The sequence below is a fragment of the Arthrobacter sp. 05L45_2 genome, assembly GCF_056397525.1.
In genome coordinates, this window is record NZ_JBFTNO010000024.1 from 11626 (window position 1) to 28653 (window position 17028).

The 17028-nt window shown below is 67.2% G+C and carries 13 protein-coding genes; 7 read left to right on the plus strand and 6 right to left on the minus strand.

Going from position 1 to position 17028, the window contains the following annotated elements; all coding sequences use genetic code 11:
• Positions 1–11: 11 nt before the first annotated feature.
• The 3 genes from polA (at position 12) to rpsA (ending at position 6011) form a co-directional block, all read left to right on the plus strand.
• Positions 12–2879: a DNA polymerase I gene (gene polA, locus AC1DHD_RS03565; RefSeq protein WP_476878371.1), complete on the plus strand. Its 2868-nt coding sequence runs from the start codon at positions 12–14 to the stop codon at positions 2877–2879.
• A gap of 132 nt (positions 2880–3011) precedes the next feature.
• A complete protein-coding gene (locus AC1DHD_RS03570; protein ID WP_476878372.1) occupies positions 3012–4298 on the plus strand; it encodes a GNAT family N-acetyltransferase in 1287 nt (428 codons plus the stop codon).
• 237 nt (positions 4299–4535) lie between these two features.
• Positions 4536–6011 (plus strand): 30S ribosomal protein S1, encoded by a 1476-nt coding sequence (gene rpsA, locus AC1DHD_RS03575; RefSeq protein WP_476878373.1) that lies wholly within the window; start codon positions 4536–4538, stop codon positions 6009–6011.
• A gap of 122 nt (positions 6012–6133) precedes the next feature.
• Here the strand turns inward: rpsA and AC1DHD_RS03580 are convergent, their stop codons facing one another.
• The 3 genes from AC1DHD_RS03580 to AC1DHD_RS03590 form a co-directional block, all read right to left on the minus strand.
• Positions 6134–6571: a DUF1810 domain-containing protein gene (locus tag AC1DHD_RS03580; RefSeq protein ID WP_476878374.1), complete on the minus strand. Its 438-nt coding sequence runs from the start codon at positions 6569–6571 to the stop codon at positions 6134–6136.
• A gap of 758 nt (positions 6572–7329) precedes the next feature.
• Positions 7330–7893 (minus strand): GNAT family N-acetyltransferase, encoded by a 564-nt coding sequence (locus AC1DHD_RS03585; RefSeq protein WP_476878375.1) that lies wholly within the window; start codon positions 7891–7893, stop codon positions 7330–7332.
• Complete coding sequence (locus tag AC1DHD_RS03590) at positions 7877–8602, minus strand: IMPACT family protein (RefSeq protein ID WP_476878376.1); 726 nt, start codon at positions 8600–8602, stop codon at positions 7877–7879. The genes AC1DHD_RS03585 and AC1DHD_RS03590 overlap by 17 nt, the downstream gene beginning before the upstream one ends.
• Before the next feature lie 22 nt (positions 8603–8624).
• Between AC1DHD_RS03590 and coaE the strand changes: the two genes are divergently transcribed.
• The 4 genes from coaE (at position 8625) to AC1DHD_RS03610 (ending at position 14622) form a co-directional block, all read left to right on the plus strand.
• Positions 8625–9866: a dephospho-CoA kinase gene (gene coaE, locus AC1DHD_RS03595; RefSeq protein ID WP_476878377.1), complete on the plus strand. Its 1242-nt coding sequence runs from the start codon at positions 8625–8627 to the stop codon at positions 9864–9866.
• Positions 9867–9906: 40 nt separating this feature from the next.
• Entirely contained in the window at positions 9907–11988 is a 2082-nt protein-coding gene (gene uvrB / locus AC1DHD_RS03600) for an excinuclease ABC subunit UvrB (protein ID WP_476878378.1), read from the plus strand.
• Positions 11989–12166: 178 nt separating this feature from the next.
• Positions 12167–13195, plus strand: a complete 1029-nt coding sequence (locus AC1DHD_RS03605) for a TerC family protein (protein ID WP_476878379.1) — start codon at positions 12167–12169, stop codon at positions 13193–13195.
• A gap of 74 nt (positions 13196–13269) precedes the next feature.
• Positions 13270–14622 (plus strand): MFS transporter, encoded by a 1353-nt coding sequence (locus AC1DHD_RS03610; RefSeq protein WP_476878380.1) that lies wholly within the window; start codon positions 13270–13272, stop codon positions 14620–14622.
• A gap of 4 nt (positions 14623–14626) precedes the next feature.
• Here AC1DHD_RS03610 and AC1DHD_RS03615 read toward each other — a convergent pair whose 3' ends face one another.
• The 3 genes from AC1DHD_RS03615 to AC1DHD_RS03625 all read right to left on the minus strand — a co-directional run.
• Positions 14627–15892, minus strand: coding sequence for an alpha/beta fold hydrolase (locus AC1DHD_RS03615; protein WP_476878384.1), 1266 nt, complete (start codon positions 15890–15892; stop codon positions 14627–14629).
• A 64-nt stretch (positions 15893–15956) separates the two neighbouring features.
• The gene (locus AC1DHD_RS03620) at positions 15957–16457 is read right to left on the minus strand and encodes an N-acetyltransferase family protein (RefSeq protein WP_476878381.1); all 501 of its coding nucleotides are present in this window, start codon (positions 16455–16457) and stop codon (positions 15957–15959) included.
• Positions 16458–16477: 20 nt separating this feature from the next.
• Positions 16478–17028, minus strand: a 551-nt coding sequence (locus tag AC1DHD_RS03625; protein ID WP_476878382.1) for a DUF3516 domain-containing protein, incomplete at its 5' end; no start/stop codon positions are given.

Here is a 17028-nt window from a genome sequence, read left to right on the forward strand (position 1 = left end):
GGCTGGCACCTGTGAGCGAAACTACCAAACCGGCCCCATCCCTTTCTGCCGCGGGCACCGCAACGGACGCCGCCGCAGGCACCGCCCCGGAAACCCTGACGGACATTGCCGGGGGCTCCGTGCTCGTGGCCGACGCGGTGAAGAAGCCGCGCGGCCGGTCGGCGGAGGTTTCCGCGACCGAGGCGCCGGTCATCCCCCTCACGGACCAGCCCCGGCTGCTGGTGCTGGACGGCCACTCGATGGCGTTCCGCGCGTTCTTCGCGCTGCCCGCTGACAAGTTCTCCACCGCGGCAGGGCAGCACACCAACGCCGTCCACGGCTTCACGTCCATGCTGATCAATCTGATCAAGGAACAAAAGCCCACCCACGTGGCGGTGGCCTTCGACGTCTCCGATGACACGACGCACCGCAAGGCCGAGTACGACGGCTACAAGGGTGGACGCAACGAGACGCCGCGGGAAATGAGCGGCCAGATCGACCTCATTGACAAGGTTATGGGCGCCTGGGGCATCAAGACCATCAAGATGCCCGGCTGGGAAGCGGATGACATTTTGGCCACGCTGGCCGCCATGGGCGAGAAAGCCGGCTACGAGGTCCTGCTGGTCTCCGGTGACCGCGACGCGTTCCAGCTCATCACCGACAACGTGTTCGTGCTCTACCCCAAGAAGGGCGTCAGCGACATCCCCCGGATGGACGCGGGCGCCATCCAGGACAAGTACTTCGTCACCCCCGCCCAGTACTCGGACCTCGCCGCCCTGGTGGGCGAGAGCGCGGACAACCTGCCGGGCGTTCCCGGCGTCGGACCCAAAACGGCCGCCAAATGGATCAACCTCTACGGCGGCTTGGAAGGCGTCCTGGAGAACCTGGACACGATCGGCGGGAAGGTCGGTGACGCGCTGCGCGAGAACGTGGAGGACGTCAAACGCAACCGGCAGCTCAACCGGCTTCGAACGGACCTCGAACTGCCCGTCACGCTCGAGGACCTGGCGGACCCGCGCCCGGACCAGGCCGCCCTGGAGGAACTGTTCGATGCCCTCGAATTCAAAACCATCCGGACCCGGCTCTTCGCCCTCTACGGCAGTGAAGTGACGGAGGCCGAGCGCGAAACCCTCGACATGCCGGAGTTCATCACCCCGGCGGACGCCGCCCAGCTCAGCGCCTTCCTGGCCGCCGGGGCGGGCAAGCGTTCAGCCGTCGCCGTTGAGCTGGTCCCCGGCCGGATCGGCGAGGACGCCAGCGCGCTGGCGATCGTCCGCGACGACGCCGCGGCGTACATCGAGCTCTCCCGCCAGGACGCCGACGCCGAGAACGTCCTGGCAGACTGGCTGCGGGACGCGCAGGCACCGAAGGTGGTGCACGGGTTCAAGGCCGCGCTGAAGGCCCTGACCGCCCGCGGACTCGCCCTCGACGGGGTGGTGGATGACACCTCSATCTCSGGCTACCTCATCCAGCCGGACCGCCGCAGCTACGAGCTCGCCGAACTGGCCCTGCACCACCTCAACGTCTCGGTGTCGGCCGACGCCGCCAAGGAGGGCCAGCTGGAGCTGGCGTTCGACGGCGACGACGCGGCAGCCGCCGGAGCGCTGGTCCATGTCGCCGCCGTCGTCGGGGCCCTGAGCCGCTACTTCGAGGCCGAACTCCGGGAGCGCAAAGCCCAGGACCTGCTGACCACCCTTGAACTTCCCGTCAGCCGGGTCCTCGCGGACATGGAACTGGCCGGCATCGCCATCGACATGCCCCGGATGGACGAGCAGCTCTCCGACCTCGCCAAGGTGATCGACAATGCCCAGGAACTGGCGTTCGCGGCGATCGGCCACGAGGTGAACCTCGGTTCGCCCAAGCAGCTCCAGACCGTCCTGTTCGAGGAGTTGGGCCTGCCCAAGACCAAGAAGATCAAGTCCGGGTACACCACTGATGCGGCATCGTTGAAAAACCTGCTGGAAAAAACCGGCCACGAATTCCTGGTCCAGCTGATGGCGCACCGGGAATCCTCGAAGCTTCGCCAGATGCTGGAGTCGCTGAAGAAATCCGTGACGGAGGACGGGCGCATCCACACCACTTACGCCCAGAACGTCGCCGCCACCGGCCGGATTTCCTCGAACAATCCCAACCTGCAGAACATCCCGATCCGCAGCGAGGAGGGCCGCCGGGTCCGCGGCATCTTTGTGGTCAGCGACGGCTACGAGTGCCTGCTCTCGGCCGACTACTCGCAGATCGAGATGCGGATCATGGCCCACCTCTCCGGCGACGCCGGCCTGATCCAGGCGTACAAGGACGGCGAGGACCTGCACCGGTTCGTCGGCTCCAACATCTTCCACGTGCCCACCGACCAGGTCACCAGCGCCATGCGCTCGAAGGTCAAGGCCATGTCTTACGGCCTCGCCTACGGACTGACGTCCTTCGGCCTGTCGAAGCAGCTGGAGATTTCCGTCGACGAGGCCCGGACCCTCATGAAGGACTACTTCGACCGCTTCGGCGCCGTCCGCGACTACCTGCGCGGGGTGGTGGACCAAGCCAGGATCGACGGATACACGGCCACCATCGAAGGCCGCCGCCGGTACCTCCCGGACCTGACCAGCACCGACCGGCAGCTGCGTGAGAACGCGGAGCGGGTGGCGCTGAACTCGCCGATCCAGGGCTCTGCCGCGGACATCATCAAGCGGGCCATGCTGGGTGTTTCCGGCGCGCTGGCCGAGCAGGGGCTGAAATCACGGATGCTCCTGCAGGTCCATGATGAACTGGTCCTCGAGGTGGCCGAGGGCGAACGCGAGGCGGTCGAGAAGCTCGTCACCGAGCAGATGGGGTCCGCTGCGGATCTTAGCGTTCCGCTCGACGTCCAGATCGGCATCGGCGCCAGCTGGTACGAGGCCGGGCACTAAAACCGGGCACTAAAACCGGGGGCTAGTGCCGGGCCGGCGCGGCCTGGTGCCCGGGGTGGTGTGGGACTGACGCTGCGGCGCCACCAGGTTTTCAGGTTTTTCAACGTTGCAGTTATTCAAGGGGAGAATCACGTGGCAGAGCAGTACGAAATCCGGCGCTTCGAACCTGCGGCGAAGGAGCACCCGGCATACCCGGAGTCCGTCGCCTGGATGCGCGCCGTCGCCTTCGGTTTCCACGACGCCCGGCGCAGCGACGAGCGGGTCGACCGGGGACTGGAGATGCAGCGTGCGGACGGGCGGATCCTGACCGGCGTCTACCAGACCGGTCCCGTCGCCACCCATGCACTCGAGCCTGGCGTTCCCGTGGCGACCTTCGGCACCATGACCAAAACGCTGAACATCGGCTTCGGGCGGCTCCTGGACACCCGGCTCGTGACCGCCGTGACCGTCAGGACGTCGCACCGCCGCCGCGGGCTGCTGCGCCGCATGATGGCCGACGAGCTGGGACAGGCACAGCAGGAAGGCCTGGCCATGGCGGCGCTGACCGCCTCGGAAGCGTCCATCTACGGCCGGTTCGGCTTCGGCGTCGCGACGTCCGAACAGTCGATCAAGGTCGACACGAGCTCCCGTTTCGTCGTCAACCACACCCCGGTGGGCAGCGTCGAGGTGGCGGACCCCAAGGTGCTCCTTGAGCTGGCCCCGGTCGTCTTCGACCGCACGCACCGCCTGACGCCGGGCTCCATCGGCCGGCACGAGTTCTACCGGCAGTTCGTCTCCGGCTCCATCAGCCGCGAGGACAACGAGGACCCGAAGGTCAAGGTCGCGCTGCACTACGGGCCCGAGGGCGATGTGGACGGCTACGTCTCCTACCGGTTCGGCGGCTGGTCGAGCACTCCGTACACAATGGAGGTCGTGGACCTGGTGGCGGCCACCCGCGACGCGTACCTGGAACTGTGGCAGTACCTCGGCGCCATCGACCTGGTGGAGCGTGTGACGTGGGACGAGGCTCCCGTGGACGACCCACTGCCGTGGGCGCTGCAGGATCCGCGCTGCGTGGACGCCTCGGACGCCCGGGACATGCTCTGGCTGCGGGTCCTGGATGTGCAGAAAGCCCTGGCCGCGCGGCGCTACCCGACCGACGGTTCGCTGGTGCTCCGTGTCGCCGACAGCCTCGGATTCGCTGCCGGAACGTTCACACTGGCGGTCGCCGGGGGAGAGGCCACCGTTACGCCCTCGCCGGAAGCGGCGCCGGACCTGTCCCTGGATGTGGCCGATCTCGGCTCGATCTACCTCGGCGCCGTCTGCCCCGTGACCCTGGCTTCCGCAGGCAGGGTGGCCGAACATTCGGCCGGGGCGGCCCTGGCTGCGCGGCTGATGTTCGCCGTCGAGCGCGCGCCGCACTGCCTGACCCACTTCTAGGACAACGCCTAGGACGACGGGCAGCGCGACGGGGCCGGCGGACCCGTCGCGCTTTGACCCGCGTTGGCGGAAACGACTAGACTAAACGGGCGTGTACTACGTGTGCGCAACTAAATCCACAAAATCAGGATGACCCGGCTGATCGCCTTTGATTCGCCGCGCTCTTCGCCCGTGTCGCCGACGCGGTCGGGACGGTTTGCCTGACCGACTAACTATCCACAACGGAGCCCCTACTACATGACCATCACCTCCACCGAGAAGCCCGGTACCCCCGTCGTCGCGATTAACGACATYGGTACCGCTGAGGACTTCCTCGCAGCTGTCGACGCGACCATCAAGTACTTCAACGACGGAGACCTCGTCGAAGGTACCGTCGTCAAGGTCGACCGCGACGAAGTTCTGCTCGACATCGGTTACAAGACCGAAGGTGTCATTCCCTCCCGCGAGCTTTCCATCAAGCACGACGTTGACCCCGGAGACGTCRTCTCCGTTGGCGATCAGGTCGAAGCCCTGGTGCTCACCAAGGAAGACAAAGAAGGCCGTCTGATCCTCTCCAAGAAGCGTGCTCAGTACGAGCGTGCCTGGGGCGACATCGAGAAGGTCAAGGAAGAAGACGGCGTCGTCACCGGTACCGTCATCGAAGTTGTCAAGGGTGGTCTTATCCTCGACATCGGCCTGCGCGGCTTCCTGCCCGCATCCCTCGTCGAGATGCGCCGTGTGCGCGACCTGGCTCCGTACATCGGTCAGCAGATCGAAGCCAAGATCATCGAACTGGACAAGAACCGCAACAACGTTGTTCTGTCCCGCCGTGCCTGGCTCGAGCAGACCCAGTCCGAGGTCCGCTCCACGTTCCTCAACAAGCTGGAAAAGGGCCAGGTCCGTCCCGGCGTCGTTTCCTCCATCGTCAACTTCGGTGCCTTCGTGGACCTGGGCGGCGTAGACGGCCTCGTTCACGTTTCCGAGCTGTCCTGGAAGCACATCGACCACCCGTCCGAGGTTGTCGAAGTTGGCCAGGAAGTCACCGTCGAGGTTCTCGAGGTCGACCTGGACCGCGAGCGCGTTTCCCTGTCGCTCAAGGCTACGCAGGAAGATCCGTGGCAGACCTTCGCTCGCACCCACGCCCTCGGCCAGGTTGTTCCGGGTAAGGTCACCAAGCTGGTTCCGTTCGGTGCGTTCGTTCGCGTCGAAGACGGCATCGAAGGCCTGGTCCACATCTCCGAGCTCGCCGTGCGCCACGTTGAGCTGGCCGAGCAGGTTGTCTCCGTTGGCGACGAGCTGTTCGTCAAGGTCATCGACATCGACCTCGAACGCCGCCGCATCTCGCTGTCCCTCAAGCAGGCCAACGAGGGCGTCGACGCCGACAGCACCGAATTCGATCCGGCTCTCTACGGCATGGCCGCTGAGTACGACGAAGAGGGCAACTACAAGTACCCGGAGGGCTTCGATCCGGAGTCCAACGAGTGGCTTGAAGGCTACGAGACGCAGCGCGCCGCCTGGGAGCAGCAGTACGCTGACGCCCAGACCCGCTGGGAAGCCCACAAGAAGCAGGTTGCCCAGCACGCTGCCGACGACGCTGCTGCTGCAACGTCCGGTGAGAGCGACTCCGGCACCACCAGCTACTCCTCCGAGCCGGCTGCGACCGAGACCGGTGCAGGCACGCTTGCTTCGGACGAGGCCCTCGCTGCCCTGCGCGAGAAGCTGACCGGCAACTAGTTGCCACCGGCCCGGGTTTGCCCGGGCCAGCCACCACGGGTCCCCGCCATGTGCGGGGGCCCGTTGTGGTTTAAGGGGSGGGGTGGGGGTGGCTGCGGCGGGACCGGCTGCGGCCCGGCCGGTCAGGCGCCGTTGCCGAGCACGCGATCCGTGGCAACGTCAGGTTCGCTGTCGAAGTACTTGTCCAGAATTTGCTGAAAGACCGGCTCCCCCTGGGCCGCCCGGTGGAACAGGGTTGCCGACGAGTGAAGTTTCCGCGCGTCGATGCCGCCGAAGATCTGCTCTGCGGTTCGTCCCTCGACGGCGACGACGGCGTCACACGACTCCCGCAGCCGGCCGCCCAGGACCGGGTGGTCCAGATAGGCCCGGGCTTCGTCGACCGAGGCGATCGCATACTTCCGCGAGGTGGCGCTGAACCCGAGCCCGGCGATCTGCGGAAAAATGAACCACATCCAATGACTTCGCTTGGACCCGGCACGCAGTTCCGACAGCGCCTGCCGGTATGTGCCCGCCGAGTCCTGCGCCTCGACGAAACGGGCCAGGTTGTACGGATCATCCACGTCAGTTCTCCTCGTTGTCTTGGCGCTCCGCGGTAGCCCTGAGCGTCTGCGGTGGTCTCCGGCGCGCCACCAGGCAACATCGGGCCTCCGCATTGGACCGTCACAGACGCCCTCGAGAGCCCGGTGAGTTGCGCGCTTCTGGGGTTCGCCCCGTATCCCCTTCATCCAAGCACCGCCCCGCCTCCCGCAACAACCATCTGGAACTGGCGCACCCCGCTCCACCACGGACGGACATGCCCATCCGTGGTGCCGGGCATTGGACATAGTGGCATCATGCTCATTGCTGAGGTCCGCCGTTGGACATGTCCGTCCGTGGTTGTGAGCGATGGGCACGCCCTTCCTTGGGCCGCCTTAGGGACGAGCATGTCCATCCCTGGTATGCGGAGTTGGTCGCAAAGGCCAACATGCCCATTCGCTGGGTCCGCCGATGGACATGTCCGTCCTTGGGTGGTGGGGATGGGTATGCCCTTYCGTGGGCCGGCGTAGGGACGGACATGCCCATCCTTGGTGCCGGCCGTTGGACATAGTGGCATCACGCCCATTGCTGACGTCCGCCGATGGACATGTCCGTCCTGGGGTGGTGGGTATGGGCATGCCCTTCCGTGGGCCGGCCGAGGTACGAGCATGCCCCTGCTTGGTGYCGGGCGTTGGACATAGTGGCGTCATGCCCATTACTGAGGGCCGCCGGTGGACATGTCCGTCGCGGCGAGGCAGGGATGGGCATGTCCATCCGTCGGTGCGCCGGTGCAGCCCGCGCGCTAGGGAAGCTTGAAGGTCGCCCGGACCCGCTGGTCGTTTGATGTCAGTTCGGCACCCAGCGAACGCAATAGGGCCTGCGCGGCGAGGTTGCCTGGGGTCGTTTCCGCCACCAGGTCGGCTGCTCCCGCCTCAGCTGCCTGGAGCTTGATGAGCCGCAGGGCCTCCCCGCCGATGCCCCGGCCGCGAAAACTCCGGCCCAGCCAGATGCCGGTCTCCAGCGTGCCCCCGTCCTGCGGACCCAGCGTGCCCCCGGCTTCCGGAGCACGAACATCACCCCCACCCCCGTCCACCCGCATCAATCGGACCGACCCTGCCAGCTCCCCGTCGGCGGTGATGGCCCAGGTCCGCTGCCGGGCCGGACCGTCCAGCCCGGCCGCCGCGGCGCGGTGGTAGGCGCGGAACCAGCTGATCCGTTCGGTGTTCCAACCGGCGGCCGTGCCGAGCGGCGGGGTGACCTCGTCGGCGTCGGCGTCATGCAACGCCACGGCCAGAAGCCCGTCCAGCACCGCGTTCGTCACGTCGACCAGCGCTACCACCGGTAACGGCTCAGTTGATGGCGGCATCGACCCACTCCGTTCCTTCCGGCGACAGCACAGCAGTTCCGGCCGAGAGTTCAGCCAGCCGCGCCGACGCCTGCTCCAGCCCGGCCGGGCTGTCCGGCAACGCCAGCCGGAGCACCGTTGTCTGCGCATCGTAACTGGTCCCGGCCATGAGGAACCCGGCGGCGCGGAGGTCGTTTTCAAGCCGGCCGGCGGAAGCGTGGGGGACCGGCACGGCACAGATCCGCAGCCGCTGCCGCCGCACCAGGGGCGCGCGTTCCAGTGCGGAAGACACCGATTCCGAGTACGCCCGCACCAGTCCGCCCGCACCGAGCAGGATGCCGCCGAAGTAGCGGACGACGACGGCGGTCACGTCACTGAGGTCGGTCAGGCCGGGCCCGGTTTCGCGTTTCAGCAGGGCCTCCAGCATGGGGATACCCGCCGTTCCCGAGGGTTCGCCGTCGTCGCTGGAGCGCTGCACCTCACGGTCTGGGCCCAGTACGAACGCCGAGCAGTGGTGCCGGGCGTCATGGAATTCCCGGCGGAGCGACGCCACCAGCACCCGGGCCTGGTCCTCGTCGGCCGTGCGCTGCAGGACGGTAATGAAACGGGACCGTTTGATCTCCAGCTCGTGCCGGAAGCTGCCGCCGGCCGCCAGCGTGGTGTACGCCGTGGCTCTGCTGTCCGGGAAAGCGCTGGCCTTGCTTTCCGGGGAAACCGCGTCGACTGGCACCGCTTCAGTTTAGTCTGGTGGGGTGCTGAAGATCGGGTTGACGGGCGGCATCGCCTCAGGGAAGTCAGTGGTGGCCTCGCGGCTGCGCGAGCTTGGGGCCGTGGTGGTCGACGCCGACGCCCTGGCGCGCGAGGTCGTGGAACCGGGCACGCCCGGGCTGGCGCGCGTTGTGGCGGCCTTCAGTTCTACCGTGGTGGGATCCGACGGCGCCCTGGACCGCGCCCGCCTGGCCGCCCTCGTCTTCGGAAACCCCGAGCGGCTGGCCGTGCTGAACGGCATCATCCACCCCCTCGTCCGGGAACGGGCCGCCGCCATCGCCGCTGCCGCCCCCAAAGGCGCCGTCGTGGTCCAGGACATCCCATTGCTGGTCGAGACCGGCCAGGGCGCCAACTTCCACCTGGTGGTGGTGGTCGACGCACCCGAAGACCTCAGGATTCAGCGGATGGTCGAGCACCGGAAGATGACGGTCGATGAGGCCCGGTCCAGAATGGGCGCCCAGGCAACACGCGAGCATCGGCTGGCAGCGGCGGATGTGGTCCTGGACAATTCCGGCGCCAGGGAGGAACTGCGCGACGCCGTGGACCGGCTCTGGTCCGGCCGGCTAGTGCCGTTCGCGGAGAACCTGGTCAAACACCGGCTGGCGCCGCGCACCGGCGGGCCGGTGCTCAGCCCCGCCAACCCGGCCTGGACAGCCGAGGCAGCCCGGCTCATCGCCCGGCTCCGGGCAGTGTCCCCGCAGGACATCCTCGGCGTCGACCACATCGGCTCGACGGCGGTTCCCGGGCTGGCCGCCAAGGACGTCCTGGACCTGCAGCTCACCGTCCGCGACCTCGCCGCCGCGGACCGGCTGGAGCCGCTGCTGGCGGAAGCGGGATTCCCGCGCTGGCCGGGCAGCGGCCCCGACAACCCGAAGCCCGGCCACCCGGACCCTGCGGCCTGGGACAAGCGCGTCCACGGCAGCGCGGACCCGGGCCGGCCAGTGAACCTGCACGTCCGGGCTGCCGGCTCCCCGGGCTGGCGCTATGCCCTGTGCTTCCGGGACTGGCTGCGCGACGACGACGCCGCGCGGACCGACTACCTCGCCGAAAAGCGGCGCGCCGCGCGGCGGCACGGGGTGGACAAGTCCACGGCGGCCTACGCCGCAGACAAAGAAGACTGGTTCACTGCGCAGGCCGCCCCTCGGATGGATGAGTGGGCCCGCCGAACGGGCTGGCGGCCGCCGTCGTACGCCGCCGCAGGACCGCAGGGTAGCGCCCAAAGCTGAATCAGGGTTTCCTGTCGGAGGGCAGCGGTAGATTAGGAACATGAGCCTTGCCCAGGAAATCAACCGTGTTGTGGCGCCCTTCGAAGTCATCAGCGAGTTCAAACCGGCCGGCGACCAGCCGGCCGCGATCGCCGAGCTGACCGAGCGCATCAAGAATGGCGAAAAGGACGTGGTGCTCCTGGGCGCCACCGGTACGGGTAAAAGCGCCACAACGGCGTGGCTGGTCGAGCAGGTCCAGCGCCCCACCCTCGTGATGGTGCAGAACAAGACCCTCGCCGCCCAGCTGGCCAACGAATTCCGTGAGCTGCTGCCGAACAACGCGGTGGAGTACTTCGTCTCCTACTACGACTACTACCAGCCTGAGGCCTACGTGGCCCAGACGGACACCTTCATCGAGAAAGACTCCTCCATCAACGAGGAAGTGGAGCGGCTCCGGCACTCCGCCACGAACGCACTCCTCACCCGCCGCGACGTGATCGTGGTGGCCACCGTGTCCTGCATCTACGGCCTGGGCACGCCGGAAGAGTACATTTCCGGCATGGTCACCCTGCGCAAGGGCGCGGAAATGAACCGTGACGACCTGCTCCGGAAGTTCGTCTCCATGCAGTACGCCCGCAACGACATGGACTTCCACCGCGGGACCTTCCGGGTTCGCGGCGACACCGTGGAGATCATCCCGATGTACGAGGAACTGGCCATCAGGATCGAGTTCTTCGGCGACGAGATCGAAAACATCCAGACCCTGCACCCGCTCACCGGTGAAGTGCTGCGCGAGGAAGAGGAAATGTACGTCTTCCCGGCCTCGCACTACGTCGCCGGCCCCGAGCGGATGGCCCGGGCGATCAAACGGATCGAAGACGAACTTGCCGACCGGCTCAAGGTCCTGGAGAGCCAGAACAAGCTCGTCGAGGCCCAGCGGCTGCGGATGCGCACCACCTATGACCTTGAGATGATGCAGCAGATGGGCTTCTGCAACGGCATCGAGAACTAYTCSTCGCACATYGACGGMCGYGCCCGCGGRACSGCKCCRCACTGCCTYCTSGACTACTTCCCGGACGAYTTYCTGCTSGTSATCGACGAATCCCACGTTACGGTCCCGCAGATCGGTGCCATGTACGAGGGCGACATGTCCCGCAAACGGAACCTGGTGGACTTCGGTTTCCGGCTGCCGTCGGCCATGGACAACCGTCCGCTCAAATGGGACGAATTCCTCGAGCGTGTCGGCCAGACCGTGTACCTCTCCGCGACCCCGGGCAAATACGAGCTCGGCAAGGCCGACGGATTCGTGCAGCAGATCATCCGGCCCACCGGCCTGATCGACCCGGAAGTGATCGTCAAGCCCACCAAGGGCCAGATCGATGATCTGCTGGGTGAGATCCGCACCCGCACCGCCAACAACGAACGCGTGCTGGTCACCACCCTGACCAAACGGATGGCGGAGGACCTCACCGACTACCTGCTGGGCCACGGCGTTAAAGTCGAATACCTGCACTCAGACGTAGACACCCTGCGCCGCGTGGAGCTGCTCCGCGAACTCCGGATGGGCGTCTTTGACGTCCTGGTCGGCATCAACCTGCTCCGTGAAGGCCTGGACCTGCCCGAGGTCTCGCTGGTCAGCATCCTCGACGCGGACAAGGAAGGATTCCTCCGCTCCGCGACGTCCCTGATCCAGACCATCGGCCGTGCCGCCCGAAACGTCTCCGGCCAGGTTCACATGTACGCGGACCGGATTACCGATTCCATGGCCCAGGCCATCGACGAGACCAACCGCCGCCGGGCCATCCAGGTGGCCTACAACACCGAGCGGGGGATCGACCCGCAGCCGCTGCGCAAGAAGATCGCCGACATCACCGACCAGCTGGCCAAGGAAGACGCGGATACCCGCGAGCTGCTGGCCAGCGCGAACAAGGCCCGCGGCAAGGGCAAGGGCGGGGCCAAGGTCCGCACCGACGGACTTGCCGCCGCCCCCGCCGAGGACCTGGTGGGCCTGATCGAACAACTCACGGAGCAGATGCACGCGGCAGCCGGCGAGTTGCAGTTCGAACTGGCGGCACGACTCCGCGACGAGGTCGGCGATCTCAAGAAGGAGCTGCGCCAGATGCAGTCGGCGGGTCACGCCTAAGGTAAAGTAGATGGAACGTAGGGGAGTATCCCAAGCGCTACGATCGTCAACACGCAGGGCACAGATGCCATGCCGGGCGTAGCGGGCAGCAGACTGACACCGGAGGCCACGGCCCGGGTGCGGGAGCCTAGCCGGAGAGACTTACACCGCTGAGCTGTACCCTGCGAAAGGTCACTTCGTGCCCGAACTTCCCCTCTGGTTTGAGATCGGCTCCTTTGTCGTCCTCGGCCTCATCCTCGCCGTCGACCTGCTCCTGGTCCTGAAGCGTCCGCACGAGCCCTCCATGAAGGAAGCAAGCCTTTGGGTCTCCTTCTACATTGCCTTGGCCCTCGTCTTCGCCGGCGCCATGTTCATGTTTACCGGCCCGGAATACGGCGGCCAGTTCATCGCCGGCTGGGTCACCGAGTACAGCCTCAGCATCGATAACCTGTTCGTGTTCATCATCATCATGGCGCGCTTCTCGGTACCCCGTAAGTACCAGCAGGAGGTGCTTATGGTCGGGATCATCATCGCCCTGGTCCTGCGCGGCATCTTCATCCTGCTCGGCGCGATCGTGATCGAACAGTTCAGCTGGATCTTCTACATCTTCGGCGCCTTCCTGCTCTGGACCGCATGGAAGCAGGCCCAGGACGAGGGCGAAGACGAGGAAGACAAGGAAAACCCGCTGATCGCCCGGATCCGCCGGGTCCTGCCGATGTCCGACAAGTTCGACGGCGGCAAGCTCCGCGCCGTGGTGGACGGTAAAAAGGTCTTCACCCCGATGCTCATCGTCTTCGTGACCATCGGCCTGACGGACCTGCTGTTCGCCGTGGACTCCATCCCGGCCATCTTCGGCCTCACCCAGAGCGCCTTCATCGTCTTCACGGCCAACATCTTCGCCCTGATGGGTTTGCGCCAGCTGTACTTCCTGCTGGGCGGTCTCATGAGCCGGCTCATCTACCTCAAGCACGCGCTCTCGGTCATCCTGGCCTTCATCGGCGTCAAGCTGGTGCTGCACGCCATGCACGTGAACGAACTCCCGTTCATCAACGGCGGCAAGCACATCGAATGGGCGCCGGAGATCCCCACGTTCGTCTCGCTCGCCGTGATCATCGGCACGATCATCATCGCGGTGGTCGCCAGCCTGCTCAGCTCCAAGGCCTCCAAGGCCAAACTCGACAGCCGGCTGGAAGAGGACTCCCGCAAGAGCCTCAGCGACGCCGAGTAGCCACCACGCGGGCACCGAACGGGCAGGCCACGCGCCTGGGCCGCGGCCGACCCTCGACGGGCTAAGCTCGGAGCGTGAAAACGTTTGATGCCGCACAGGCGGCCGATACGGCGCTGCACCCCCAACGGGTGCAGCGCCGTACCGTTGTTGTCCTCAGCATCGCCCAGCTCCTGAGCGGAATCGGCAACGGCGCGAGCCTGTCAGTGGGATCACTGCTGGCGGTCCAGCTTTCCGGCTCCAACGCCTGGGCCGGCTCGGTCACCACCACCATGACTCTCGCGGCAGCCCTGACCGCCCTGCCGCTGGCCGGACTGGCCGGCCGGAGGGGGCGCCGGGCCGCTCTCGTGACCGGCCTGCTCTGCGCGATGACGGGCGCCCTGCTGGTGATTCTGGCCACCGTGACCGGGGTCTTCCCGATCCTGCTCGCGGCTGCGGCCCTGCTGGGCCTTGGCACCGCGGCCAACCTGCAGGCGCGCTTTGCCGCCGTCGACCTCGCCGATGCCCAACACCGCGGACGGTCCCTCGCAATTGTCGTGTGGTCGGTGACGGTTGGCGCCGTGGCCGGCCCCAACCTCATCCAGCCCGGCGCGGTAGTGGGGGAGGCGCTGGGGCTGCCCGCCATCTCAGGGCCGTTCGTGTTTTCGACGGCGGGACTGTTCCTCGCAGCCCTGCTGTTGCTGGTCGCGCTGCGGCCCGACCCGCTGCTGCTGGCCGGCCGGCTGCGTACCGCCTCCGAGGGTCCCGCCAAGGGAACGCAAGGCAGCCGGGGGAGGCACGCCCTGCGGGACGGCCTCCGTGCCGTCCGCTCCTCGCCCCGGGCGCGGCTGGCGCTGCTCGCCGTCGTGGCCGCGCACGGCTGCATGGCGGCCGTGATGTCCATGACGCCGCTCCACCTGCAATTGCTCACCGAAGGGCCGATGGCCGGCCCCATAGCCGGTCACACCCACACCACCGGGACCGATGTGTTCGTGCTGATCGGCTTCACCATCTCGCTGCACATCGCCGGGATGTACGCGCTCTCACCCGTGATGGGCTGGCTCACCGACCGGGTGGGCCGCCGCCAGGTCATCCTGCTGGGCCACGGGTTGATTCTTATCGCCGTATGCGAGGCCGGGTTCGGCCAGTCGCAGCCGGCCCTGGTGACCATCGGACTGGTGCTCCTGGGGCTGGGCTGGTCCGCTGCCACCATTGCCGGATCCACGCTGCTCGCCGAAAGTGTGGCCCCCGGGGACAGGGTCCTCGTGCAGGGTGCCTCGGACACCCTGATGGGCATCGCCGGCGCCGTCGGATCCGGTTTCGCCGGACTGCTGATGAGCGGAATCGGCTACCAGGGGCTGAACCTGGTAGCCGCCGCCGTCGCCGTCACGGTCCTGGCCGTGATCCTGGCAGCGCGAGCGCCGCGCACGGAGCCGGCCCTGGACGGCTGAGTCCTCAGGCCCCGGCCGCGCGCGCCATGCCGAGCAGCCGCCCGAAGATGGCTTCCCCGTCATCGGCAATGCCGTCATGGTGGAACTCATCCGTTTCCCACACCTGCAGGCCGCGGACTGCACGTGCTGTCTCCAGCGAGAGGTCCCGGTCCACGTAAATATCGTCGCTGTAGACGGCCGCCGCCACGGGGACGTTGTTCAGTGCCAGGCGCTCGGGATCATAGAGCGGCTTCCAATCGTCCTTCTCCGCGAGCAACTGCGCCACCGTGCGGAGCGGCCGCAGCGCCGGATCCTGGTCAAAGTACCACGGATAGACCATCTCACCCGTCAGCAGGGGCTCGGCCGCGTCAGGGCGGAACTCGGGGAAGTCCTGGAGCACGCGCAGGGCAGCCCAATCGGTGGCCTCGCCCTGGCCGTAGATGGACTCATGCATAAGGGCATAGAGCGGGTTGGATGCGCGGGAAACGAGGCCGCGGACCTGCTCCAGGAAGCCGTCGGAGAGCCGCCCGCCGTCGGGCGTGGCAACGAACGCATCCTCCAGCAGGTGGTGGAGCCCGTCGACGCGGGTGTTGCCGCCGAGGTAGGCACCCACCATCTGGAACCGCTCCACGGTGAGCCGGGTGCCGTCGGGAAGGACTTCCTCGGTGTCCCGGAGGTGCCGGGCGATCCGGGTGACCAGTTCGCGGTCCTGCGGATACCAGCTGAAGTATTCGGCATTGCGGGCCGCGACGCGCCGGAAGGTGGCCTGGTAGACCCGGTCGGCGGGACCGGCCAGCGGGGCGAGGCCGCCGGTGATGAGCGCCTCCCGCAGGCCCTCGGGAGCGAAGGACAGGTACGTCAGGGCGCAGAAGCCGCCGTAGCTCTGACCGTAAATGGTCCACGGCGCTGCACCGAGGGCCCTGCGGATAGCCTCGGCGTCCGCCACGATCGAATCGGCCCGGAAGTGCTCCAGGTACTCCACCTGGTCCCGGTCACCGCCGCGCAACGGCAGCGTGTTGCGGTCGATGGGGGAGGACAGGCCGGTGCCGCGCTGGTCCAGCATCAGGATGCGGAAGTCCCTGGCCGCGGCCTTGCTCCAGCCGCCAAGGGCCGGGAAGCGGTTGCCGCGGCCCCCAGGGCCGCCCTGCAAGAACAGCAGCCACGGCAGGTCCGCGGCAGCCTCTTCGCTGTGGTCGGCGGAGACGTACTCGCGGGCGAAGACCGTGATGGTCTCGCTGCCGGCACCGAAATGGTCCAGCGGCACTTCGAAATAGTGTTCCGTGGTGCGCATGCCGCGGTAGTCATGCCGGGCTTTGACGATGTGCGGGACGACGCCGGGCGCCACCGCTGCGGCCTTAACCACGGGCGGTTGCCGTCCGGGCCGCGCCGAACCCGGCGAGGGCTTCACCGGTCAGACGGAACGTTGACCATTCGTCCATCGGGGCCGCCCCGAGGTTTTTGTAGAAAGCGATCGAGGGCTCGTTCCAGTCCAGCACACTCCACTCCACCCGGGCGTAGCCGCGCTCCACGGCCGTGGTCGCAAGGTGCTGCAGCAGGGCCTTGCCGTGCCCGGCGCCGCGCGCCTCGGGCATCACGTAGAGATCCTCGAGGTAGATCCCGTGGACGCCTTCCCACGTGGAGTAGTTCAGGAACCACAACGCGAAACCCTGGACCTCACCGGCGGCGTTCTCCGCCATCGTCGCGTAAACGCGCGGGTTCTCGCCGAACAGGGCCTCGGACAGCATCTCCGGGGTGTTTCGGACCGCGTCCGGTTCCTTCTCGTAGATGGCCAGGTCGTGGATCATCCGGAGGATGGCGGGAACGTCGGCGGCGGCGGCCGGGCGGATTACACTCATGGGCACGAGTTTACTAGCGGCTACAGCCGGTTCACGTCGCTGACCCGGACCACAGCGGTGCCGGTTTCGTCGGAGGCTGCCAGGTCCACTTCGGCGGAAATGCCCCAGTCGTGGTTTCCGGCGGGATCGTCGAAGATCTGCCGGACTTTCCACACCCCGGGCTCCTCGGTGATGATGAGCAGTCCGGGGCCGCGGGCATCCGGGCCGGTGCCGATGTCGCCGTGTTCCTCGAAGTAGTCATCAAGCGCGTCTTCCCAGCGCTCAGCGTCCCAGCCCGAGCCGCCGTCGAGCTCGCCGAGGGCAGTGGCGGCCTCGTCCGCGAACAGTTCCACCCGGCGGAACATCTCGTTCCGGACCATCACGCGGAAGGCCCGCACGTTGGAGGTCAGCGACGGCGGCGGGGGCGGCGGGGCGTCATGCGGGGTCGGCGCGGCGCCGGACGTCAGTTCCTCCCACTCGTCGAGCAGGCTGGAGTCCACCTGCCGGACCAGTTCGCCCAGCCAGGCAATCAGGTCTGCGAGGTCTTCGCGCAGGGCGTCCTGCGGGACAGTCTGCCGGAGGGCCTTGAAGC

Excerpts from the sequence above, each read along its gene's own strand:
- AC1DHD_RS03615 (WP_476878384.1), bottom strand. The coding sequence starts at position 15,892 with ATGCGCACCACGGAACACTATTTCGAAGTGCCGCTGGACCATTTCGGT.
- AC1DHD_RS03585 (WP_476878375.1), bottom strand. The coding sequence starts at position 7,893 with ATGCCGCCATCAACTGAGCCGTTACCGGTGGTAGCGCTGGTCGACGTG.
- AC1DHD_RS03620 (WP_476878381.1), bottom strand. The coding sequence starts at position 16,457 with ATGAGTGTAATCCGCCCGGCCGCCGCCGCCGACGTTCCCGCCATCCTC.